The sequence below is a fragment of the Bradyrhizobium ganzhouense genome (genome assembly GCF_049949285.1).
Lineage (GTDB): Bacteria > Pseudomonadota > Alphaproteobacteria > Rhizobiales > Xanthobacteraceae > Bradyrhizobium > Bradyrhizobium ganzhouense.
This window is the reverse complement of the sequence record NZ_CP181318.1, coordinates 3439314-3460157: the sequence shown is the minus strand read 5'-3', so window position 1 is coordinate 3460157 and position 20844 is coordinate 3439314. Positions and strand designations below refer to the sequence as shown.

Annotated in this window: 19 protein-coding genes and 1 riboswitch; of the genes, 8 read left to right on the top strand and 11 right to left on the bottom strand. The window is 65.0% G+C overall.

What is annotated here, in order from left to right; all coding sequences use genetic code 11:
• Position 1 precedes the first annotated feature (1 nt).
• From hydA to ACLFLU_RS15660, 6 genes are read right to left on the bottom strand one after another with little or no spacing between them, the layout of a single operon-like run.
• Positions 2-1462 (bottom strand): dihydropyrimidinase, encoded by a 1461-nt coding sequence (gene hydA / locus ACLFLU_RS15685; protein ID WP_426413069.1) that lies wholly within the window; start codon positions 1460-1462, stop codon positions 2-4.
• Complete coding sequence (locus tag ACLFLU_RS15680; protein WP_426413068.1) at positions 1423-2154, bottom strand: maleate cis-trans isomerase family protein; 732 nt, start codon at positions 2152-2154, stop codon at positions 1423-1425. Before ACLFLU_RS15680 ends, hydA begins: the two co-directional genes overlap by 40 nt.
• Positions 2155-2159: 5 nt before the next feature.
• Positions 2160-3551, bottom strand: coding sequence for an amidohydrolase family protein (locus tag ACLFLU_RS15675; RefSeq protein WP_426413067.1), 1392 nt, complete (start codon positions 3549-3551; stop codon positions 2160-2162).
• 2 nt (positions 3552-3553) lie between these two features.
• The gene (locus tag ACLFLU_RS15670; RefSeq protein ID WP_426413066.1) at positions 3554-4330 is read right to left on the bottom strand and encodes an ABC transporter ATP-binding protein; all 777 of its coding nucleotides are present in this window, start codon (positions 4328-4330) and stop codon (positions 3554-3556) included.
• Positions 4330-5181 carry an ABC transporter permease gene (locus ACLFLU_RS15665; protein ID WP_426413065.1) on the bottom strand — a complete coding sequence of 284 codons (852 nt, stop codon included), beginning with the start codon at positions 5179-5181 and terminating at the stop codon, positions 4330-4332. The genes ACLFLU_RS15670 and ACLFLU_RS15665 overlap by 1 nt, the downstream gene beginning before the upstream one ends.
• Positions 5165-6169: an ABC transporter substrate-binding protein gene (locus ACLFLU_RS15660; RefSeq protein WP_426413064.1), complete on the bottom strand. Its 1005-nt coding sequence runs from the start codon at positions 6167-6169 to the stop codon at positions 5165-5167. Before ACLFLU_RS15660 ends, ACLFLU_RS15665 begins: the two co-directional genes overlap by 17 nt.
• A 198-nt stretch (positions 6170-6367) precedes the next feature.
• Here ACLFLU_RS15660 and ACLFLU_RS15655 point away from each other — a divergent pair, with 198 nt between their 5' ends.
• Both ACLFLU_RS15655 and ACLFLU_RS15650 read left to right on the top strand, forming a co-directional pair.
• Positions 6368-7084: a GntR family transcriptional regulator gene (locus ACLFLU_RS15655; protein WP_426413063.1), complete on the top strand. Its 717-nt coding sequence runs from the start codon at positions 6368-6370 to the stop codon at positions 7082-7084.
• Positions 7081-7830 (top strand): aspartate/glutamate racemase family protein, encoded by a 750-nt coding sequence (locus tag ACLFLU_RS15650; RefSeq protein WP_426413062.1) that lies wholly within the window; start codon positions 7081-7083, stop codon positions 7828-7830. The genes ACLFLU_RS15655 and ACLFLU_RS15650 overlap by 4 nt, the downstream gene beginning before the upstream one ends.
• Here ACLFLU_RS15650 and ACLFLU_RS15645 read toward each other — a convergent pair whose 3' ends face one another.
• Positions 7831-9219, bottom strand: a complete 1389-nt coding sequence (locus tag ACLFLU_RS15645; RefSeq protein ID WP_426413061.1) for an amidase — start codon at positions 9217-9219, stop codon at positions 7831-7833.
• An 88-nt stretch (positions 9220-9307) separates the two neighbouring features.
• Between ACLFLU_RS15645 and ACLFLU_RS15640 the strand changes: the two genes are divergently transcribed.
• From ACLFLU_RS15640 to ACLFLU_RS15625, 4 genes are read left to right on the top strand one after another with little or no spacing between them, the layout of a single operon-like run.
• Positions 9308-10399 (top strand): ABC transporter ATP-binding protein, encoded by a 1092-nt coding sequence (locus tag ACLFLU_RS15640; protein WP_426413060.1) that lies wholly within the window; start codon positions 9308-9310, stop codon positions 10397-10399.
• 29 nt (positions 10400-10428) lie between these two features.
• Complete coding sequence (locus tag ACLFLU_RS15635; RefSeq protein WP_426413059.1) at positions 10429-11475, top strand: ABC transporter substrate-binding protein; 1047 nt, start codon at positions 10429-10431, stop codon at positions 11473-11475.
• A 3-nt stretch (positions 11476-11478) separates the two neighbouring features.
• Positions 11479-12342, top strand: a complete 864-nt coding sequence (locus ACLFLU_RS15630; protein ID WP_426413058.1) for an ABC transporter permease — start codon at positions 11479-11481, stop codon at positions 12340-12342.
• Positions 12342-13157 carry an ABC transporter permease gene (locus ACLFLU_RS15625; protein ID WP_426413057.1) on the top strand — a complete coding sequence of 272 codons (816 nt, stop codon included), beginning with the start codon at positions 12342-12344 and terminating at the stop codon, positions 13155-13157. Before ACLFLU_RS15630 ends, ACLFLU_RS15625 begins: the two co-directional genes overlap by 1 nt.
• Here ACLFLU_RS15625 and ACLFLU_RS15620 read toward each other — a convergent pair whose 3' ends face one another.
• Positions 13158-13493: a hydroxyisourate hydrolase gene (locus tag ACLFLU_RS15620; protein ID WP_426413056.1), complete on the bottom strand. Its 336-nt coding sequence runs from the start codon at positions 13491-13493 to the stop codon at positions 13158-13160.
• Positions 13494-13654: 161 nt separating this feature from the next.
• Between ACLFLU_RS15620 and ACLFLU_RS15615 the strand changes: the two genes are divergently transcribed.
• Complete coding sequence (locus tag ACLFLU_RS15615; protein WP_426413055.1) at positions 13655-15022, top strand: amidase; 1368 nt, start codon at positions 13655-13657, stop codon at positions 15020-15022.
• Position 15023: 1 nt separating this feature from the next.
• Here the strand turns inward: ACLFLU_RS15615 and ACLFLU_RS15610 are convergent, their stop codons facing one another.
• Both ACLFLU_RS15610 and ACLFLU_RS15605 read right to left on the bottom strand, forming a co-directional pair.
• Complete coding sequence (locus ACLFLU_RS15610) at positions 15024-16457, bottom strand: PepSY domain-containing protein (RefSeq protein WP_426413054.1); 1434 nt, start codon at positions 16455-16457, stop codon at positions 15024-15026.
• Between the two features lie 12 nt (positions 16458-16469).
• Positions 16470-18827 carry a TonB-dependent receptor gene (locus ACLFLU_RS15605; protein WP_426413053.1) on the bottom strand — a complete coding sequence of 786 codons (2358 nt, stop codon included), beginning with the start codon at positions 18825-18827 and terminating at the stop codon, positions 16470-16472.
• A 117-nt stretch (positions 18828-18944) separates the two neighbouring features.
• A riboswitch (cobalamin riboswitch) is annotated at positions 18945-19145 on the bottom strand.
• A 73-nt stretch (positions 19146-19218) separates the two neighbouring features.
• Between ACLFLU_RS15605 and ACLFLU_RS15600 the strand changes: the two genes are divergently transcribed.
• A complete protein-coding gene (locus ACLFLU_RS15600) occupies positions 19219-19791 on the top strand; it encodes a histidine phosphatase family protein (protein WP_426413052.1) in 573 nt (190 codons plus the stop codon).
• Here the strand turns inward: ACLFLU_RS15600 and cobT are convergent.
• Entirely contained in the window at positions 19788-20840 is a 1053-nt protein-coding gene (gene cobT / locus ACLFLU_RS15595; protein ID WP_426413051.1) for a nicotinate-nucleotide--dimethylbenzimidazole phosphoribosyltransferase, read from the bottom strand. The genes ACLFLU_RS15600 and cobT overlap by 4 nt on opposite strands.
• Between the last annotated feature and the right edge of the window lie 4 nt (positions 20841-20844).

Genomic DNA, 20844 nt, shown 5'->3' with positions numbered 1-20844 from the left:
GTCACACTAGGCTGGACTTGCCACGGCTCAGGACCTCGCCCGCGCCCTTGTCGCCGACAATCCCGCCCTGATCGTACACCACCCGCCCCCGCGCGATGGTGGTGACGGGCCAGCCGGTGACGTCAAGACCTTCCCAGGGCGTGTAGTCGGAGCCGTGGTGCAGGTCGGCCTGCTGGATCGGCTTCTTGAGCTTCGGATCCCACAGCACGATGTCGGCATCGAAGCCGACCCCGATCGAGCCCTTGCGGGGATAGAGCCCATAGATGCGCGCGTGGTTGGTCGCGGTCAGCTCCACGAACTTCTGCAGCGTGATGCGGCCCTTCGACACGCCTTCGGAGAACAGGATCGGCAGCCGCGTCTCGACGCCGGGGATACCGTTCGGCACCCAACGGAACGAGGTGCGGGCATTCGGCGTCAACTTGCCCTTTGGATCGTCGTAGCGGAACGGACAGTGATCGGACGAAAAGGTCTGAAACACGCCTGACGTGATGCCCTCCCAGATCGCCTGCTGGCTCTCGACATCGCGCGGCGGCGGCGAGCAGACATACTTGGCGCCTGATATGTCCATGTTCAGGCCCTTCATGTCGTCGGCCGTCAGCGTGATGTATTGCGGACAGGTCTCCGCGTGCACCGGCAAGCCGCGCTGCTGGGCCCACCGTATCTGCTCCATCGCCTCGCGCCCGGAGACGTGGACGATCATGATGGGGACACCGATCACCTCGGCATGGCTGATGGCGCGATGCGTCGCCTCGCGCTCGACGGCCTGGGGCCGCGAAGTGCCGTGATAATAGGGCGCGATCTGGCCTTCACGTTCGAGTTTCGTGGTGAGGAAGCGGATGGCGTCATAGCCCTCGCAATGGACCATCACCAGCGCGTCCTCGCGGCGCGCGACGTCGAACACCTCGAGCAGCTGCTTGTCGTTGAGTACAAGATCGTCATAGGTCATGAACACCTTGAACGAGGTATAGCCGTCCTTGACCAGCGCCGGCAGCTCCTGCCCGAGCACGACGGCAGTCGGATCGGAGATGATGAGGTGGAAGGCGGTGTCGATGTAGCACTCGCCCTCGGCGAGCTTGCGGTAGTTCTCCACGCAGGTCCGCAGCGACGTCCCCTTCTCCTGGAGCGCGAAGGGCAGCACCATGGTGTTGCCGCCGGCCGCCGCCGCACGCGTCGCCGAGGCAAAATCGTCAGCCATCACGACGTCGGGACCCTGGGCCTGGGAGATGTGGACGTGGCTGTCGATCCCGCCCGGCAGCGCCAGCAGCCCGGTCGCGTCGATCTCGCGCGTCGCGCCTTCGATGCTGTCGGCGATGGCGACGATCCGGCCGTCGCGAATACCTATGTCTGCGCGAAACCCGTCGCTTGCCGTCACGATGGTGCCGCCGCGAATAGCGAGATCGAACTGCGTCACTGCTGTCTCCGTCACTTCATCAATGCTGATGTCTGGAATATCCGGCCCCATGCTCCAAGGGCCGCGACGTCGCCACCGGCGAGGCTGAGGCTTCGCCACAGCGTGACCGCGACAGAGTCGAGCACGGCGATATCGAGCTCCCGTTCGAGCGAGGCCGCAAGCGCCGCACCGTCGAGATTGGTGCAGAGGATGACGACGGCGTCGGCGCCCTCCGCTGCCACCGCGCGGATCATGTCCGCGATATCAGCGGGCACGACCTCGCCGAAGGAGAAATTGTCGCGCAGGCCGAGGTGTCGCTCGGCGTGCGGCGCGACGCCCTCCTCGGCCCAGACATCGGCGATGCGCCGCTGCACGTCGTCGGTATAGGGCGAGACGAGCCCAACGCGCCGGGCGTCAAGCGCGCGGGCAGCATCGATACATGCCAGCGTCGAGGTCGTCGCGGGCACATCGGTGCGCGCCGTGATCGCCTCGCAAAGGCTCCTGTCGCGGCCAATGCCAAGCCAGCTTGCGGAGGTGCCGTTCCAGGCGATGGCATCGACCTTGGCATCAGCCAGAAGGTCCGCAGCCGGCAACATCACCGAGGCGTCGAACTGACTCAGCGCAGCGGCGTCGAGCGCGATCTCGGTCACCCGAAAACGCGAAAAGTGCGCGGTGACGTCAGGCACGCCATGCAGCATCGCGCTGGTGACGGGCTCCAGCACCGAATTGGAGGATGGCGTGATCATGCCGAGGCGCTTGCGCATGACGGTTATCCCAGGGCGGCGTTCGGATGGGCTTGCCTGACGGGCGTGACATTGTGTCGAGCCCACAGCGCCTCCGCAACCTTCTGCGCCTCGCGAACCAGCTCGGCGCCATCAGCATTCTGCAAACGTCCGTCTTCGATGACGATACGGCCATCGACAATGACGGTCTTCACGTTGTTGCCGTTGCCCGACCAGACCAGGGCGCCAAGGCCGTCGATGACAGGCGCGAGCGTCGGTTCAGACAGATCGAGCAACACCAGATCCGCCTTTTTTCCCACGCTGATCGAACCGATGTCATCGCCCAGTCCGAGCGCTTCGGCTCCGCCCTGTGTGGCCCAGCGAAGCGCCAGACGCGCGTTCAATCCGTCCTTTTCACCGCGTATCCGCTGCATTGCGACAGCCCAGCGCATCGCCTCGAACATGTCGCCGGAAAACGTATCGGTGCATAACGCCATGCGGGCGCCGTGGCGCGCGATGGATGCCGCTGGCGCGATCCGGCCGGTCTTGGCATTGCCGATCGGCGTATAGGCCATGGTTGCCTTCGCCGCTCCGAGCGCGGCTTCATCATCGGCCGTCACGTGGATGCAATGCGCTGCAATCAGGCGCTGGTTGAGCAGGCCGGCGGCCTCAAGCACCTCGACCGGCGACCGGCCGCTACGGGCCTGCGTCTGAGCCACCTCGATCGGGCTTTGACAAACGTGGGTGTGAACGTTGCCGCCATACCGTTCCACGAGATCGGCGACCTCACGCAGCAGATTGTCCGAGCAGGTGTCCGGCGCATGCGGGGCAAAGTCGCACCTGATCCGGCCATTGTCATGGCCTTGCCAGCGTTCGACCAGGGCGACGTTCTCGGCGATGCTCGTCGCACCAATCGCGGCCGAATATTCGTAACGCTTCTGGGTAAGAGCCTCCGGATCGGCGTCGTGGATCCGGCCGGCGATGACCGCGCGGGAGCCAAGTTCGGAATGAGCCTTGGCCAGCGCCTCCGGATAGCGGTAAAAATCGACAATCGTCGTCGAACCCGTCCGCAGCATTTCGTAGACGCCGAGCCGCGACAAGGCGGCAGCCTCGCCCTCGGTCAGCCGATGTCCCTGCGGAATTCCGGCCGTGAACATCGGCGCAAAGCCGAGATCCTCGATCATGCCCCGGGTGATCATCAGCGGCGTATGATTGTGAACGTTGACCAGCCCCGGCATCACCAGCCGGTCGCGCGCATCGATGGTACGCGCCGGCGACCAACGCTTCGCCATCTCGTCGTCATCGCCGACATCGACGATGCGGTCGTTTGCGACGGCCACGGCCCCGCGCGCGATGATGCGATCGGTTTCGTCCAAGGTGACGACAAGTCCGCCCTTCACCAGGAGGTCACAGATGCGCGGTGCTGCTGTGTCTCCCATCGCTAGGACGCCTGCGCGAGGCGCGTCGATTCCTCGCGAATGAGCGCAAGAATACGGCGCTTTGCGTCGTTGAATTCGGGGCTGGTGATGTCGCGCGGGCGCGGCAGGTCGAAATTGACGGCCTCGCGGATCCGGCCGGGCCGCTTGGTCATCACCACGATCCTGTTGCCGAGCACCAGCGCCTCGTCGACGCTGTGAGTGACGAAGACGATGGTGCAGCGGCGCTTCTGCCAGATCGCGACCAGCTCCTCCTGCATTTCGAGCTTGGTCTGGGCATCCAGCGCCGCGAACGGCTCGTCCATCAGGATGACGCTCGGATTCATCAACAGCGCACGGGCGATGCCGACCCGCTGGTTCATGCCGCCGGACATCTCGGAGGGATGATGATGCTCGAAACCGCGCAAGCCCACCAGATCGATGAACTCCATGGCGCGATCGTAGCGCTCGGCCTTGGCGACGCCCCTGAGCTTGAGATGGAAGGCGATGTTGTCGATCGCCGTCAGCCATGGCATCAGGGTCGGCTGCTGGAACACCACGCCGCGATCGGAGCCTGGTCGCTCGACCTGCTTGCCATCAACCAGCGTGCGGCCGGAGGTCGCATGCTCGAAGCCGGCGATGATGTTGAGCAAGGTCGACTTGCCGCAGCCGGACGGACCGAGCAGGCAGACGAAATCATTGGATTCGATGTCGAGATTGATGTTGTCCAGCGTCAGCAGATCGCGGCCGCGCCGCTTGTCGGAAAACACCTTGACGATGTTGCGAAGCTCGATTGCCGCCATCAGCCCGCCCTGCCCTGCACAGTGGTTGTCTGCTGCCAGCGCAGCGTGCGCGCCATGATCGCCTTGAGGCCGAGGTCGGAGAGATAGCCGAGCAGCCCGATCGAGATCATCGCCGCGAGCACGATATCGTAGCGAAGGAAGTAATAGGAATCCCACAAGACGTAGCCGAGGCCGCTTTTCACCGCGACCATCTCGGCCGTGACCGTCAGCATCCAGGCGGAGCCGACCGCGATGCGCAGGCCGGCGAAGATCGAGGGCAGTGCCGCCGGCAGCACGATGTCGGTCAGCATCTGCCGTTGGCTCGCGCCCATCATCGCGCCGGCACGGACCAGATTGTGGTCCACGGTCTTGACGCCATGAATGGTGTTCATCAGCACGGGAAAGAAGGCACCGAGAAAGACGAGGAAGATTGCGGGCTTGTCGGCAATGCCGAACCAGATGATCGCCAGCGGAATCCAGGACACCGGCGGGATCGGGCGCAGCATCTGGAGCGTCGGCTCCAACGTCTTCTCGAACAGACGCGACCAGCCGATGGCGACGCCGGCGAGAATGCCGAGCAGGCTGGCCAGCGCAAAGCCGCCGAACACGCGCAAGGCGCTGGCGAGCGCATCGCGCAGCCAGTGCCCGGAATAGGTCTGCGTGGTCTCATCGAACCCGAACACCCAGTCGCCGAGCGCATGCAGCACCGCACTCGGCGCCGGTAGCAACGCCGGCGGAAGCATGCCGCTGCGGGCGAAGGCCTCCCAGCCCGCGATCAGCAGCGCGGGAACGATGAGGCGTTCGAGCCCCTGGAACGCCCGCGTCAGCCGGAACGCCGGCTTGACGGGTGAAACGTCAGTAACCGAGGTCATTCTTGGCTTTTCCCGTGGCCTGCTCCAGGAACGAATAATCCATGTTCTTCTCCGCTTCCGCGGAGACATCCTTCGAGATGTATTTGAGGTCGCGCATCATGGCGGCGATGGCGAGTGTCTGCGAACGATGGATCGCCGGATCCGGCGCGGCGTTCTTCAGCGCCTCGGTCGCGACCGTTTTGTCGAGGCCCGTGAGCTTGTTGATGACGTCGATCCACGGGCCCTTGTCGGCGATCAGCTTGTTGTCGAGCTCGACCACGGCAGTGACGACACCCTGAACGCCGGCGCGCTGGCTCGCGATCACGTCGGAACGGGTGACGATGAGGTTGGTGAGATTGCCCGCGGCCTGATCGTAAGGAAGCACAAAGTGCTTGCCGGCGCCGGCGAGCCGGATCTGCGAGGCGAACGGCTCGACCGAGCAGATCATGTCGACCTCGCCGCGCTGGAGCGCCGCGAGGTGATCGGATGGATTGGGAATGTTGATGAACTGGATGTCCTTGTTGGGATCGACGCCCTGTCTCAGGAACGCGCCGCGCATATGAATATCCTGAGCGTTGCCGCGGGACGCTGCGACCTTGAGCGGCTGGCCGTCGCTCTTCCCCTTGGCAACCATCGCCTTGAAAGCGGTCCAATCATCAGGCGGAAGGTTCAGCTTCGCAGACGAGAGGCATTCCGAACCGCCGTTGATCTGGCCGGACACGGCGACGACATCAAAACCTTTGTCGAGTGCGGTGATGTAGTGGAGGTAAGTGACTTGCGCGACGTCGATGCTCTTCGATATCAGCGCGGTGAGGACGTCGTTGCCCGAGTTGAAGCCGGTCGCTTCGACCTCAACGCCCTTCGCCATTCCGGGGATCAGCGACATCGGCAGGCAATGCGCGCATTTGGCATAGCCTAGCTTTATCTTCGTGGTCTGCGCGGCGGCGAGATCGCTTCCACCAAGGAGCGCCGCCATCAACACGAGACCCAGTCGCAAACTCGTCCGCATCGCTTACTCCGTTTCGAAGGCGCGAGCTCTCGCGCGTCGCAGGCGATCATCCGTCGCCCTTCGCCGCAGCGCAATCCAGTTTCTGCATGCTGCATACAATTTGCGCATTATGCCATTGTTTTCAGCGAGATGCGTCGATATTTTGGGCAAGCCAAAGGGCCGGAAACGGCTAAGATCAACGTGAGAAGTGAGGCACGCGTGCAACCAAAATCGGAAGCGCCAAAGGGACGAAAGTCGCCCAAACTCAAGCGGATGGGCCTGCATGAGCGCGCCGCCGCGCGGATGCGGACGATGATCATTCGCGGCGAGCTGCCGCCAGGATCGCAGACCCAGGAGACCAAGCTGTCGAAAGAGCTGGGCGTGTCGCGCACCCCCTTGCGCGAGGCGATGAAGGTGCTCGCCGCCGAAGGATTGATCGAGCTGCGGCCGAACCGCAGCCCGCGCATCGCCGGCCTCGCGATCGACGGCATCTCGGAATTATTCGAGGCGCTGGCCGGCATCGAACGGCTCGCCGCCGAGCTCGCTGCGGAGCGGGCCACCGAGCGCGATCTTGCCCGCTTGCGCACGCTTCAGACCCGGATGGAGGGGCATCACCGCAACGGCAAGCTCGACGACTACTTCGCCATCAACGGCGAGATCCACAACACCATCGTCCGTATGGCCCGCAACACGCCGCTACGCGAGGCGCATGAAACACTGATCTCCCGCGCCGAGCGCGCGCGCTACCTCGCACTCGGTGCCGACCGCCGCTGGAGCAATTCGGTCGACGAGCACGCCGACATTCTTGCCGCGCTCGAGGCACGCAACGGCGAGGCGGCCGGTCGCCTGCTCGGCGCTCACGTCGCGCGCACTGGCACGGCGCTGCTCGAAGTCCTCGCCAAATCCCACCCCGGGCAGAGGGCGTCGCAATCATGAAGCTTCTGCTGCTCAACCCGAACACCAGCACCGAGGTCACCCGGCTCATGACCGGCGTCGGACAGCGCGCGGCATCCCCCGGCACCGAGCTAATCCCCTGCACCGCGACGCGCGGTGTACCCTATATCTCGACCCGCACCGAAGCCCAGATCGGCGGCGCTATCGCGCTGGAGATGCTGGCCGAGCAGCAGCGGAACGTCGACGCCGCAATTATCGCAGCCTTCGGTGACCCCGGCCTGTTCGCCGCACGCGAGACCTTTGACATTCCTGTGGTCGGCATGGCGGAAGCGGCGATGCTGACGGCGTGCATGGCCGGGCGCCGCTTTGCCATCGTCACCTTCGCCCAGGCCTTGGGGCCCTGGTATGAGGAGTGCGTCCGTGGCCACGGGCTGCGAGAGCGCTGCGCCGGTATCCGCACGCTCGATACGCCGTTTCAAGCGATCTCCGAGGTCGGCACCGAAAAGGAGGATGTGCTGGTCGATCTCGCGCAACGTGCGATCGTCGAGGACGAGGCCGACGTTCTGATCTTCGCGGGCGCCCCGCTTTCGGGGCTCGCCGAGCGCGTCGCCCACCGAGTCCCCGTCCCTGTGGTTGATCAAGTGATCGCCTCAGTGAAGCAGGCCGAGGCGCTGGTTGCGCTGCGCCTGCGCAAGGCCACGGCCGGGACGTTCCGAAGGCCGGCTGCCAAGCCAACCACAGGCCTTGCCGAGGTACTCGCCGCCCGGCTCGAGCATCGCGACAGCTGATCAGAGAGGTGGCCGGCGATGCGAAAAACCCAGTTCATTCTCGATGGTACGGCCGAAGGCAAACAACCGGGATTCGCAACCCGGCGCCGCGATGATCTGAATGCCGATGGGCAGCTCGCTTTCCCCTCGCGGCGCCGGCAGCGTCAGCACCGGAAAACCGACCAGCGACACGATGAAGGTGACGGCAAGATAATCGATCGGCGTTTCCAGCGCCGTGCCGTCGATGGCTGCGACATCGCTGACCTCATTCGGCCAAGGGAACACGGATGCAGCCGGCGCGACCAGGAAATCGGCGCGGCTGAACAGCTCGCGAAAGTTGCGGTAGATCGCCGTGCGACGACGTTCGGCGTTCAGATAATCTTCCGCGGAGAGCTTTGCCCCGGCTTCGATGTTCCAGATGACGGTCGGTGTGAGCTCGGCGCGACGCGTCCTGAAGAGCTCACCATAGCTATTGGCGATGTGCGCGGCACGCAGCGTCCGGAAGGCTTCAATCGCGCCGCTGCAATCGGGCGAGGACAGCAGGAGATCAGCCACACCGGCCAGCGCCCCGCATGCCGTCGCGAAACGCGCACGCACCTCGCGCGCAACCGGCGCGACGCCAAAATCGGGCGTGACGGCGATCCGCGGGCGGTCTGCGAGGGGCGAATGGTCATCGACGCCGCCGACCGAGAGCGGATCGAGTACGTCCCCTCCCCCGCAGACCGACAGCGCGAGTTCAAGATCGTCGATCCCGCGGGCGAGAAAGCCGTGGGTGGCCAGCATATCCCAGCCGAGCGGTCGGCGCGGCGACGGAATGCGGCCAGGCGTCGGCCGGATCGAGGCGACATCGCAGAAGCTGGCGGGCGTGCGCACGGAGCCGCCGAAATCGGTGCCGTGCGCGAGCGGCACCATGCCGGCCGCGACGGCAACAGCGGAGCCACCGGACGATCCGCCGGAGGTCAGCGCAGGGTCGAACGGATTGCGGGTCGGCCCGCACAGTTTGTTGGTGCAGACCGCGCCGAAGCCGAATTCGGGCGTATTGGTCTTGCCCAAAATGATCGCGCCGGCGCGCCGCAGCCGCGCTACCACGAGATCATCCTCAGCCGGGACATGATCGCGGAACAGAACCGATCCATAGGTGGTCGCAAGCCCGACGGTGTCGGTCAGGTCCTTGATCCCTATGGGCACGCCATGCAGCGGGCCGACCGGCGCGGGCGCCGCGTCGCAGATTTCCGCGGCACGACGTGCACCCTCAGCATCAACAGTCACGAACGCCGCCAGCTCCGCGTCCCGTTCCGCGATCCGCGCCAGATGCGCCTCGACGGCGTCACGCGAGGAGAGCTCACCCTTCGCGATAACACGCGCAAGGCTTGTGGCAGTGAGATCGCAAACCGGTTGATCCGATATCATCGCTCCACAATGCCAAACCTCGCGTCGAAAGGCGAGCGCGACGGGCACGAGACTTGCTTTCTCCTCTGGGGCAACGGGAGGCAACACCATGGCTGATACGCCAGGCGGGCGATCGCTCGTCGTTGACGCGGTCACCCACCGCTATCAGAGCGGTGCACTTGCCGTCGAGAACATCAATCTCGACATCAAGGGCGGCGAGATCATCGCACTGCTCGGGCCCTCCGGCTGCGGCAAGACGACATTGCTGCGCATCATCGCCGGCTTCATCGCACAGACCCAGGGGCGGATCATCATCGGCGACGACATCGTCGATGCGCTGCCGCCCAACCGCCGCGCCGTCGGCATCGTGTTCCAGAATTACGCGCTTTTTCCGCATCTCTCCATCAGCGAGAACGTCGCCTATGGCCTTGCCGCCCGCGGCGTCGACAAGGCGTCACGCCAGCGCGAGGCGCAGCGGCTGCTCGAACTCGTGCAGCTGCCCGCGATGGCGGAGCGGCTACCGCGGCAGCTCTCCGGTGGCCAGCAGCAGCGTGTCGCGCTCGCCCGTGCGCTCGCGATCAAGCCGTCGATCCTGCTGCTCGACGAGCCCTTTGCTGCGCTCGACAAGAATCTGCGGCTTGACATGCAGATCGAGGTCAAGCGGCTGCAGCGCGTCTCCGGCATCACGACGCTGATCGTGACCCACGACCAGGAAGAGGCGCTGTCGATGGCCGACCGCGTCGCGGTGTTGAGCCAAGGCAAGCTCGAGCAGTTCGGATCGCCGTCGGACGTCTACGATCGTCCGCAGACCCTGTTCGTGAACACCTTTGTCGGCTCGACCAACCGCATGCCCGGAATCGTGGTGTCGGCGGATCGATCCGCCGCCAAGGTGCGGCTCGACGCCGGCGCGGAGATCATTGCGCGTCCAGCGGCCGCCCTCACCGAAGGCGGCCGCGTCACCGTCTGTATCCGGCCCGAGCATCTGCAGTTCGTCGGCGACGAGACCGGCTTTGCCGGCGTCGTCGGCATGTCGCTGCCGCTGGGAGCCACGGTCGTGCACGAGGTCGCGACCGCGGACGGCTCCGGCGTCAAGATTTCCCAGGCGCGCATCGGCGAGACGCGCGCGCTGGAAAACGGTGCCGCGGTTCGCCTCGCGCCGCTCGCCCCGTCGCTCGCCAACGCCTTCCCCGCAACGCTTTAGATCCAGTCATAGTCCACAGGGAGTTCGATATGATCCTCAACCGCCGAAGCCTGATGACGACCGCGCTCACCCTCGGCGCCATGAAGGCGTTTCCCGGGCTGAGCTACGCCCAGGCCCGTCCACTGGTGTTTGCAACCTTCACCGGAAGCTGGGAGGAAGCGCACAAGGCCGTGCTGGTGCCGGCATTCCGCAAGGCCAACGCAGACGCGGCGATCGTGCTCGATCCGATGCTGTCGGTCGACCAGATCGCGAAGATCAATGCCGCCAAGGCCAATCCGCCGATCGACGTCATGCTGCACGATCCCGGCCCGGCGCTCATCGCGATTGGCCAGGATCTCGCAGAATCCTATCCGATCGAGAAGAGCGCCTATTACAAGGACCTGATCACAGAAGCGCAGGAGCCGATGGGCCCCGCCCCGTTCTTCCAGGTCGTCGGCCTCACCTACAATCCGGAAGCGATCAAGACGCCGCCGACCTCCTGGGCCGATCTGTGGAAGCCGGAATTCAAGGGCCGCGTCGGCATCACCAACCTCAATTCGACGCTCGGCACCGGCTGGCTGGTCGAGATCGCCAAGATGCGCGGCGGCTCGGAGGCCAATGTCGATCCCGGCTTCAAGGCGCTCGAAGAGCTGAAGCCCAATCTCGCCGCGGTCGCCGCCAATCCCGGTGCGCTCGCAACCCTGTTCCAGCAGGGCCAGATCGACATCTCGCCCGGCAATTTCAACGCCATCCAGATCCTGAAAGCCCGCGGCGTTCCGGTCGAGTTCGTGGCGCCGAAGGAAGGCGCCATCGCCTTCAAGACCACGATCCACATCGTCAAGAACTCGCCGAATCGCGAGCTCGCCTTCAAGCTGATCGAGGCATCGCTCAGCCCGGAGGTGCAGACCGCGCTGATGAATCCGCCCTATTTGATCGTGCCGACCAATTCCAAGGTGGCGATGGGCGGCGAGATCGCGCGCGTGCTTGCCAAGGACACGGCAGAGCTGAAACAGAAATTCGTGTTCCAGGACTGGAAGAAGATCAACGAGCAGCGCTCGGCTTGGATCGAGCGCTTCAACCGCGAGATCAAGATTTAAGCAATGGGCGCAGCACCGGCCTCACGCGACGTGACCTCCTACGGAATGGGATTGGCAGCGCCGCTAGCGCTGTTCTTCCTGGTCTTCTTCGTGGCGCCGCTGCTGCAACTGCTCTGGCTCTCGCTGCACAACGACACGGCCGGGCTCCATTGGGGGCTCGGCCAATACGTCCACTTCCTGACCGATCCCTTCAGCCTCAGCGTGCTCGGCTCGACGCTATTGCTGGGTGCCGAAGTGACGGCCGTCTGCCTCGTGCTCGGATTTCCCATCGCGTGGCTCTACCAACGGGTCGGGCCACGGCTGCAGACCATCATCATCCTGATCGTGCTGCTGCCGCTCCTGACCAGCGTCGTGGTGCGCACATTCGCCTGGATCGTCATCCTGGGACGCCAGGGCATCATCAACGCGACGCTGCAATCGCTCGGCATCATCGATACGCCCCTGAAACTGCTCTACACCCAGTTCGGCGTCGTCATCGCGCTCGCGCAGGTGCAGATGCCGCTGATGACGCTTCCCCTGATCACCGCGCTTGGCAGGATCGATCCCAATCTCGACGATGCCTCCTGCTCGCTCGGCGCCGGGAGCTGGCGCACCTTCTTCAGGATCGTGCTGCCGCTGTCGCTGCCCGGCGTGATCGCCGGCTGCACGCTCACTTATGCCGCGGCCATCACCGCCTTCATCACCCAATCGCTGATCGGCGGCGGGCAGATGCTGTTCATGCCGATGTATCTCTATCAGCAGGCGTCGACACTGCAGAACTGGCCGCTTGCGTCCGCGATCTCGATCATCTTCCTGCTGGCCGTGCTCGCGGTCGTCTCCGTCTTCACCACGCTCGGCCGCCTGTCGCGCGGCTATGGAGGGGCGTGATGAGCGGACGCAAACGAACTCTTGAAGCGATCAGCTTCGAATTCGTCATGACTGTCGTCGCCATCATCGCGTTGATCATCATCATTGCACCATCGCTGGTGGTTCTGATCGTCTCCTTCACCAGCGGCTTCTCGCTACGATTCCCTCCACCGGGCTATTCGTTGCGCTGGTACGCCGAACTCTGGAATGCCTGGCAGCTCCATTTCGCCGCGAAGAACAGTTTCATCGTCGCGCTGTGGGCGACCGGCCTGTCGATCGTGCTCGGCGTTGCGGCGGCGCTCGCGATCTCGCGGTCGCAGAGGCTATCGGCACGGCTGCTCGATTCCCTCTTCATGTCGCCGCTGGTACTTCCGGCGCTGGCTTTTGGTCTGGCTGCGCTGATGCTGTTCTCGCTGGTCGGCCTGCCGGTGTCGCCGCTGACGCTGGTGATCGGCCACACCGTGGTCTGCGTGCCCTATGTCGTGCGCAACACGGTCGCCGCGCTCGCCCAGCTCGAACCGACGCTCCTGGAGAGCTCGGCGGTGCTTGGGGCCAGTCGCCTCTACACGTTCCGGCGGATCGTGCTGCCGCTGATCCGGCCCGGCATCATCGCCGGGGCCTTCATCGCCTTCATGTCGTCCTTCGACAACGTGCCGGTCTCGCTGTTCCTTCGTGATGCCGCGACCGACATGCTGCCGATCCGGATGTGGCAGGACCTCGAGGGCAAGTTAGATGTGACCATCGCGGCATTGTCGAGCGTGCTGATCATCGCCACAATCGTGCTGGTCGCGGTGATGGAGCGCGTCACCGGCCTGTCGCGCCGGTTGACCAACTGATCAGGCGCCGCGGAACAGCGAATAGCCCCAGCGCGTGAACTTCAACGGCAGATGAAAATGCTCCTCCACGTTCTTGATACGGAAGCGAAACGGCGCCACGGTGAGGAAACCGTCGCTGTCCGCAAAGAACTCGCCGAGATGAAACAGGACCTCGTACTCGCCGGCCGTGACGCCCGCACCTTGCACGACGGGATGATCGAGCACGCCGTTGGCGTCGAGCCGCCCGTCGGCGATGCGCGACGAATCCGGATCAATCCGCCAGATCTCGACGCGCACCCCCTGGGCAGGCAGTCCGCTCGCCACATCGACCGCGTGAATGGAAATGCCGCCTGCCACAATGCTTCTCCCGTGAACACGCCGCCATGGTAGACGCAAATACAGCTGTTCGGCCAGCGCCCGCGTTGCTCCGGCGCTGGTGCCGATCCTGGATGGCGCGGCCTTCTTCGCCTTGGCGTGCCTTGCGCTCTGCGACACATTGGCGCTGATCTGGGGGAGCCATGACAAAGCCGGTCACTAGCGCGCGCGAGACTGCGGCCGACGTCGCCGCCGGGCGGACGACCGCGGTCGAAACCGCCAAGGCAGCTCTCGGCCGCATCGAGGAAGCCAAGGCGCTGAACGCAATGGTGACAATCGACCCCGCACGCACACTTGCTGATGCCGCGGCGGTCGATAATCGCTTGCGCGCCGGCGAGACCATGTCGCTCGCCGGCGTGCCCATCGTCGTCAAGGACAACATCTGGGTCGGCGGCTGGCGCGCGACGCAGGGCTCGCGCCTGTTCTCCGATTTCATTGCCCCGCAAGATGCCATCGCGATCGAGCGGCTGCGCAACGCCGGCGCTGTCATCGTTGGCATCGGGGCAACCTCCGAGTTCGCCAGCAAGGGCGTGACCACCTCGCCGCTTTATGGGCCCACACGGCATCCGCAAAATCCAGCACTGACGCCGGGCGGCTCTTCGGGCGGACCCGCCGCAGCCGTTGCAACCGGCCTTGTGCCGCTTGCGATCGGCACCGATGCCGGCGGCTCCAGCCGCAGGCCGCCGGCCCATGTCGGCGTTGCCGGTTTCAAGCCGTCCTACGGCGCGATCCCTTATGGGCCCGGATTCGCCGAGCCATTCTTCGGCCTGTCCGTCATCGCGCCGATCGCCACAGACGTCGCCGACATCGCGCTGGCGTTCGAAGTCATGGCCGGCGACGATCCGCGCGATCCGGACTCAGCAAGCATCGCGCAAGATGCCCCTGACATCTCCAGCCTGCGCATCGCACTCTCACCGCGTCTTGGGCTCGACGTCGCAGTCGACGATGTCGTCGCAAATGGGATCGCCTCCGCGGTTGCGCGTCTCGCCGCCGCAGGCTTATCCATCGCACAACGCGATCCGGTCTGGCCGCCGGGTGCGACGGAAGACGCGATCATGCCGCTTCAGCACGCGGGCCTTGCCGCGCTCTACAGCGATGCCTTTCGCAAGAATCCCGCCGTCTTCGATCCTGATATCGCCAAGCAGATCGAACGCGGTCTCGCCTGGTCGGGCATCGATGTTGCCCGGGCGCTGATCGCCAGCACGTCGATCGCCAACGCATTCGCGGCCTTCTTCACGGAAGTCGACCTCCTGCTGGCGCCGACGGTGCCCTGCGTCGCCTGGCCGTTCACCCAGCTCGGACCCGACATGATCGGCGGCCGCCCGGCAAGCCCCCGCGGACACGCCGTGTTCACGCCCTTCGTCAATCACGCCCGGCTGCCGGCGATCTCGATCCCCTGCGGGCGTGATGAGGCCGGACTTCCTTTCGGCCTCCAGATCATCGCCCGGCGCGGACAGGACCGCACGCTGCTGCGCGCCGCACGACATATCGAGGCGCTGCTACGAGCGTAGTTCACGTCACGATAGTCGACCGCAAACGCCGCCAGCCGATCACGATGCCGGTGACGGAGAACACCAGGCCAAGCGCGCAAAGCCCGACGATCAGGACATCGCGCAGGCGCGGATGCACCATGAGAACGGGGAAATCGAGCGTGTGCAGCGCGCTGTAGAACCAGCGATAGGCCCGCCGCGAGGCGTCCAGCCGTTGCAACACGCTGCCGTCAGCGCCGTCGATGTCGAACCAGAGATCACCGCAGCGGGAGCGGTAGACGGGCGCGCCGGGAACGATGGACTGCGCGGGATAATCGTCGTTATAGGCGATAGCAGACACAGCGCCACAACCTGCCGCTAGGCGCGTCGTCAGGCTGAGGACGTCCTGCTCATCCAGGAACGCCGTTTGCCGATCGCGGGCCGCCTCGCCCGACTTGGTCAGGGTCTGGCTGTTAAGGCCAGTCCGATCGCGCCGAAAGACACGCCCGTTAAAAGCAAACCATTCGACCTCGCGGGCCGAGGGAGGTAACGGCCGCTGATCGAGGGATGGTGCCCCGCGCCAGTCCGGCACGGCGTTCGTCACACCGGCCTCCGTTGGGGTCAATTGCCCATGCGAGAACAGTCGGCCGTGATCCATGGAGAGCCAGCCACTGAAAATCCAGGTCAGCACGAAAACGGTCGAAACGAGCCCGATGATGTGATGCAGGGCGTGCCAGCCGCGATAAGGCGACGAGATAAGGCCTCCTCGGATCCTGACCTTGACGACACCAAGCACCGCTCCCAGCACCGCCGCGATCAAGGCCATCAGCGACAGCGTCGAGACGACCTGGTCCCACAGCGACCAGTTGCTCCTGAGAACCGTCGGATAGATCCAGTGGAGGACACTACCGACCCAATTCCATCCGCGCTCGCCGCGGGTCGTATCCAGCACGGCTTCGCCAGTGCGCGACGAGACGTAGATTTCCGTCCCCACCGCATCGCCGAGCGCAACACGAAACAGCGGTCGGTGGCGATCGAAACCGTTGGGGACGCTCCATTGATCGTAATCCGCGTGCGCGACGATCGTGGCGATTGCGGCATCGAGCCCGCGTCGACGAGCATGATCTTGCGCAATGGCGAGCGCGACATCGGGAAACTCCACCGATGCGTCGCCCCCATCCGAAGCATGCACCGCCCGCACGCGCGACGGCCCCGACACGACATAGACCGGCCCGTCGCGACGCTGGATCAGGCGAACGCGCGTGGCGTCTTTGATCCCGCTCGTGGCCAACGCATCGACAACCGGAGTGATCGCCTGCGTGCGCTCCACCGGCGCGAGCCCGGCAAAGCGCTCCGCTTCCGTCAGCGACGGAAACGGAACGAAGTGCATCACGATTCCGCTCGCAAACCACATCGCGAACAGGAGGCAGAACGCGATCCCGAGCCAGCGGTGCGAGAGGACGATCGCGCCCATCATGTGGTCAGCGCCTTACCATTTGAACGCGGCCGAGATCTCATAGGTCCGCGGTGCGCCCAGCAAAATCTGATCGGGATAAAACGGGTCGCCCCAGATCGCGTAGCGCTTGTCGGTGAAGTTGCGTACCCGGAAGGTCACGCGCGCCTGATCGACCGCATTAAACACCGTCTTGGGGATATCGACGAAGGCGTAGACGTCTCCGACGGTATACGCATTCATCGTCACGGTGTTGGCGTCGCTGTTGTAGCGATCGCCGACGTGACGGCCGACGATGCCGACCTCCACGGGCCATAACGTCGAGAAGCGCCAGGACGCGCCGGCGTTGGCGACGATGCGCGGCACGTTCGGCGGCGTGTTGCCCGAGAACGAGCCGCCGGCAAAGTCGTAGTCGGCATAGCGCGCATCGACATAGGCGATGTTGCCCCAGAGCCGCAAAGGCTCGATCGGCCGGATCGCCCCTGCGAGTTCGACGCCTTTCGATTCCTGCCGTCCCGCAATGTTGAGCGTCTGGCCGCCGGCCGCGGCATAGACGTTCTTGCGCAGGATGTCGTAGGCCGAGAACGACCACTCCGCCCTGTTGTCCCAAAACACGTGCTTGACGCCGGTCTCATAGGTGCGCGCGGTCGTCAGGTCGAGCGGCTGGGTGGGTGAGAGCAAGAAGATGTTGTTGGCGGAGATGTCGGCGCCGGTGGCGTACTGGCTGAAGAAGGTCAGGCCCGGAACGGCCTCCCAAGTATAGCCGATGCGGCCGGTGACCGGTGCCCAGGATTTCGAGAAGGGAAAGCCCGCGTTCTCCAGACCACTGACGTCGGTCGAATTGCGGTCGAGCCCGATATGCTCGACGCGCAGGCCGCCGATCAGCGAGAACGTCCGCGTCAGCTTCAGCCGGTCCTCGAACGACAGCGCCTCGTTGTCGATACGCGCGGTCTGCTGCTTGGTCGTCAGCAGGCCGTAGAAGCCACGGTTGGGATCAACGAGATCAACGGAATCGCCGGGAAAATTAGCTGCACCCGGCCTGACGAAGTCGAGGTAGCTCGATGACAGCGTCGTGACGAGGCGATTGTCGAAGCCGGCGATATTCGCATCCCAGGTCAGATCCGTGATGTTGCCGACGAGGCGCTGGCTGTGCGCGACATAGAAGCGGCTGCGATCAACAGTATTCGTGGCCGTGTTGAACGCCTCGACCTCGTTGTTGAACCAGCTGCGCTCGGCGCCATAAGCATAAGCCTGGCTCTTCAGCGTCAGGTCGGGGGCCAGCTTCAGCTCGAAGCCGCCGCGCAGCCAGACTTCCTGCGCCACGTTGCGATTGTCGAGGACGTTGTAGTTGGTGTTGAAGGTGCGATCGTCGATGGTGATCGGGCCGAGATTTGTTCCGTTGAAGTTCGAGACATAAGTGCCCGAGACGATGCCCGCCGTGGCGTGCGAACCGCTGAAGGCCACCGGCACCAATGGCGCGCCCCAATAGGCCTTTCCGCGGTCCTCGCGATATTCGATCGCACCCCAGACCTTGAGACTGTCGGAGATGCGGTAGTTGAGCTGGCCGGAGACGTCGAGCGTCTTGGTGTTGGTGTCGTCGGCAAAGCCGTTGAGTGTGGAGCGGCTGACGTCGAAGCGGTAGTCCAACCCCTGGACGTTGGTGCTGCCGCCGGAACCGTAATGGGCGCGGAAGGAGTTCAGGGAGTCATACGAGAAATCAGCTTCGTTCTGAATTGGCCCGGTGTGCGGCTGCCTGGTGACGAGGTTGATCGCGCCGCCGGCGGCGCCCTCGCCCGAGATCAGCGAGGCCGGCCCTTTCAGGATTTCCACGGCCTCGAGATTGGCCGTGTCCATGATCCGCGAGGTCATGTTCTGCGGACCGATCTTGATGCCGTTGTAGAGCGTATTGATCTGGCTGTTGGTGAAGCCGCGCATCGAGAAGGCCGAGGGTTCGGCCGGATTGTCGCCGGCGGTGACGCCGACCGCGCCCTGCGCCACGTCGGAGACGGTGCGATAGCCCTGCTCGCGGATGGTCTCGGCGGAGATCACCTCGACGGTCGCAGGCGTCTGCCGCACGGTCAGGCCGAGCCGCGAGGCGCTCTCGGCGACCGCGTTGCTGTTGAGCGGCGTCGGCGCAGCAACATTCGGCACGGCCGGCTTTGGCGCGGTCGCCGCTGCGGTGGGCCTGCGCGCTGCCGCGCGGCGTGCACTTGCCGCGTCCCGGCCGATCCGCTTGGCTTGTTTGCGAGATTGGATGGGCGAGACTTCCACCGGCGGCAGCGGTTCGCGAGCCTGCTGCGCGTGGGCGGCATGCACATCGGCAGCAACAAGCGGCGCAAGCGCAGCGGACGCCAGCAGGAAATGGCGTGGTCGTACAATACGGATAGAAGACACGGTCTTGGACCTCGGTGTGACGTCAGTGGCACGTCACCGCGAACCAAGGTCCCATCTTCCGGCTGATAAGCCTTCCGATGAAGCCGAATGTCTGTACTCCCCGACCGACATCTTCGCGTGTGACCACGGCTGACGGCAGGTCTCCTGGCTCGCGGGTCGTGACCGCTTCGTCGCCTTCCCGGGACCGAGGACCCAGTGGCTTCTGACGAAGGATTCACCGCTTACAGTTGCGGGGGCAGCTACGGCATTGGGGAAACATCCCCGCACCGCATTCCCTTTTCATCCCCTCTCGGGGAAACCGTCAAAGTCATCTAGGGTTACGATCACGACAGAGTCAATGTACAAGCTGCGGCGTTATTGCCACAGCGACCAACTTCTTCGGAGATAAGCAATGGAAGGCGAGACCTTCCTCTGGCTGATACGGCATGCCCCCGTTGATGGCGTCAAAGGGACGATCCACGCCGCCGACGCGCCAGCCGATCTCGGCGATCGCGCGCAACTGGAGGCACTGCGCCGGTGCCTGCCGCAGGATGCCGCGGCCTATGCCAGCCCGGCCCGACGCACGGCCGAGACGGCGCGCGCGTTGGGGCTCGCCCCCGAGTTGTTGCCCGAATTCGGCGAGCAGGATTTTGGCGACTGGACCGGCCGGCGGCATGACGAGCTCGCAACTCACGGTGGCGAGGCCTATGCGCAATTCTGGAGCGATCCGGCGCGCGGACGGCCGCCAGGCGGCGAGAGCTTCGAAGATCAGGTCGCGCGCGTCCGGCTGGGTCTGGCGCGGATCGGCGCAGGCCGCGCGACGCTCGTCGTGCATTCCGGCACCATCCGCGCCGCGCTCTGCATCGCACTCGACCTGACGCCAGAAGCCGCCCTGCGCTTCGTGATCGATCCGCTGTCGCTGACCCGGATTGATCGGCTCGCAACCGGCTGGCGCGTCGTCTCGGTCAATCAACGCGTGGCCTAGGACGGCCGATCCGGCACATTGGCCTGCGCGAACGTCGCCATGTCGTTGTGAAGGCTACAGGCCGAGCGCACCAGCGGCAGTGCGATCGCGGCGCCCGATCCCTCACCGAGCCTGAGATCGAGGCTGATCAGCGGCTGCACGTTCAGCGCGCGCAGCACCAGCCGATGCCCCTGCTCCGCTGATTGATGCGACGGCAGCAGGTACGGCTGGCACGACGCGTTCAGCCGCACGGCCGCGAGCGCGGCAACCGAGACAATAAAACCATCGATCAGCACGGGAATACGCGCCTGCGCAGCCGCGATGATCGCGCCGGAGATCGCCGCGATCTCGAGACCACCCACAGCGCACAGGATCCTTTCGGGCGCCGAACCCGCAACGCCATGACGCGCGATCGCCGCATCGATCACGCGCGCCTTGTGCGCACGGCCCGCTGCATCGACACCGGTACCTGTGCCCGCGATTTCCTCGGCGCTGATGCCGAGCAGGCTCGCGGCGATCGCCGCCGAGGTCGTGGTGTTGCCGATGCCCATCTCGCCGAAGATCAGGAGATCGGGCTGATGGGCCTTCGCCCGCGCCACTGCGCGCTGACCGGCCTCAAAGGCGAATGCCAGCTCGGTCGGCGTGAGCGCAGCGTCGACGCTGAAATCGCGAGTGCCAAGGCGCGGCTTGTCCGTGACGATCCCGGGCATCGCCGCCTCCGCCAGCGTGCCGGCATCGACGACCTCAAGGATCGAGCCGAGCTCGCGCGCCAGCACCGAGATCGCGGCACCGCCGGAGGCAAAATTCGCCATCATCGCGATGGTGACGGCTTGCGGATAGGCCGACACGCCTTGGGCAACGATGCCGTGATCGCCGGCGAAGATGATGATTGGCACGCGTGCGGCGCGGGGACGTTCAGTCGCCTGCAAGCCGGCAAGCTCGATCGCGAGCTGCTCCAGCCGGCCGAGCGCGCCGGTCGGTTTTGTCAGTTGCGCCTGCCGCGCGATTGCCGCCTCGCGATGGGCGGCGGAGATCTCGGGGCATTTCTGGGTGACCCAATCAGGGAGCATGCTG

Bases quoted from the DNA above. Each gene is read 5' to 3' on its own strand.
- ACLFLU_RS15660 (WP_426413064.1), bottom strand. From the start codon at position 6,169: ATGCGGACGAGTTTGCGACTGGGTCTCGTGTTGATGGCGGCGCTCCTT.
- ACLFLU_RS15680 (WP_426413068.1), bottom strand. From the start codon at position 2,154: ATGCGCAAGCGCCTCGGCATGATCACGCCATCCTCCAATTCGGTGCTG.
- cobT (WP_426413051.1), bottom strand. From the start codon at position 20,840: ATGCTCCCTGATTGGGTCACCCAGAAATGCCCCGAGATCTCCGCCGCC.
- ACLFLU_RS15670 (WP_426413066.1), bottom strand. From the start codon at position 4,330: ATGGCGGCAATCGAGCTTCGCAACATCGTCAAGGTGTTTTCCGACAAG.
- ACLFLU_RS15675 (WP_426413067.1), bottom strand. From the start codon at position 3,551: ATGGGAGACACAGCAGCACCGCGCATCTGTGACCTCCTGGTGAAGGGC.
- hydA (WP_426413069.1), bottom strand. From the start codon at position 1,462: ATGGGGCCGGATATTCCAGACATCAGCATTGATGAAGTGACGGAGACA.
- ACLFLU_RS15600 (WP_426413052.1), top strand. From the start codon at position 19,219: ATGGAAGGCGAGACCTTCCTCTGGCTGATACGGCATGCCCCCGTTGAT.
- ACLFLU_RS15650 (WP_426413062.1), top strand. From the start codon at position 7,081: ATGAAGCTTCTGCTGCTCAACCCGAACACCAGCACCGAGGTCACCCGG.
- ACLFLU_RS15665 (WP_426413065.1), bottom strand. From the start codon at position 5,181: ATGACCTCGGTTACTGACGTTTCACCCGTCAAGCCGGCGTTCCGGCTG.
- ACLFLU_RS15610 (WP_426413054.1), bottom strand. From the start codon at position 16,457: ATGATGGGCGCGATCGTCCTCTCGCACCGCTGGCTCGGGATCGCGTTC.
- ACLFLU_RS15640 (WP_426413060.1), top strand. From the start codon at position 9,308: ATGGCTGATACGCCAGGCGGGCGATCGCTCGTCGTTGACGCGGTCACC.
- ACLFLU_RS15615 (WP_426413055.1), top strand. From the start codon at position 13,655: ATGACAAAGCCGGTCACTAGCGCGCGCGAGACTGCGGCCGACGTCGCC.
- ACLFLU_RS15625 (WP_426413057.1), top strand. From the start codon at position 12,342: ATGAGCGGACGCAAACGAACTCTTGAAGCGATCAGCTTCGAATTCGTC.
- ACLFLU_RS15645 (WP_426413061.1), bottom strand. From the start codon at position 9,219: ATGATATCGGATCAACCGGTTTGCGATCTCACTGCCACAAGCCTTGCG.
- ACLFLU_RS15635 (WP_426413059.1), top strand. From the start codon at position 10,429: ATGATCCTCAACCGCCGAAGCCTGATGACGACCGCGCTCACCCTCGGC.
- ACLFLU_RS15630 (WP_426413058.1), top strand. From the start codon at position 11,479: ATGGGCGCAGCACCGGCCTCACGCGACGTGACCTCCTACGGAATGGGA.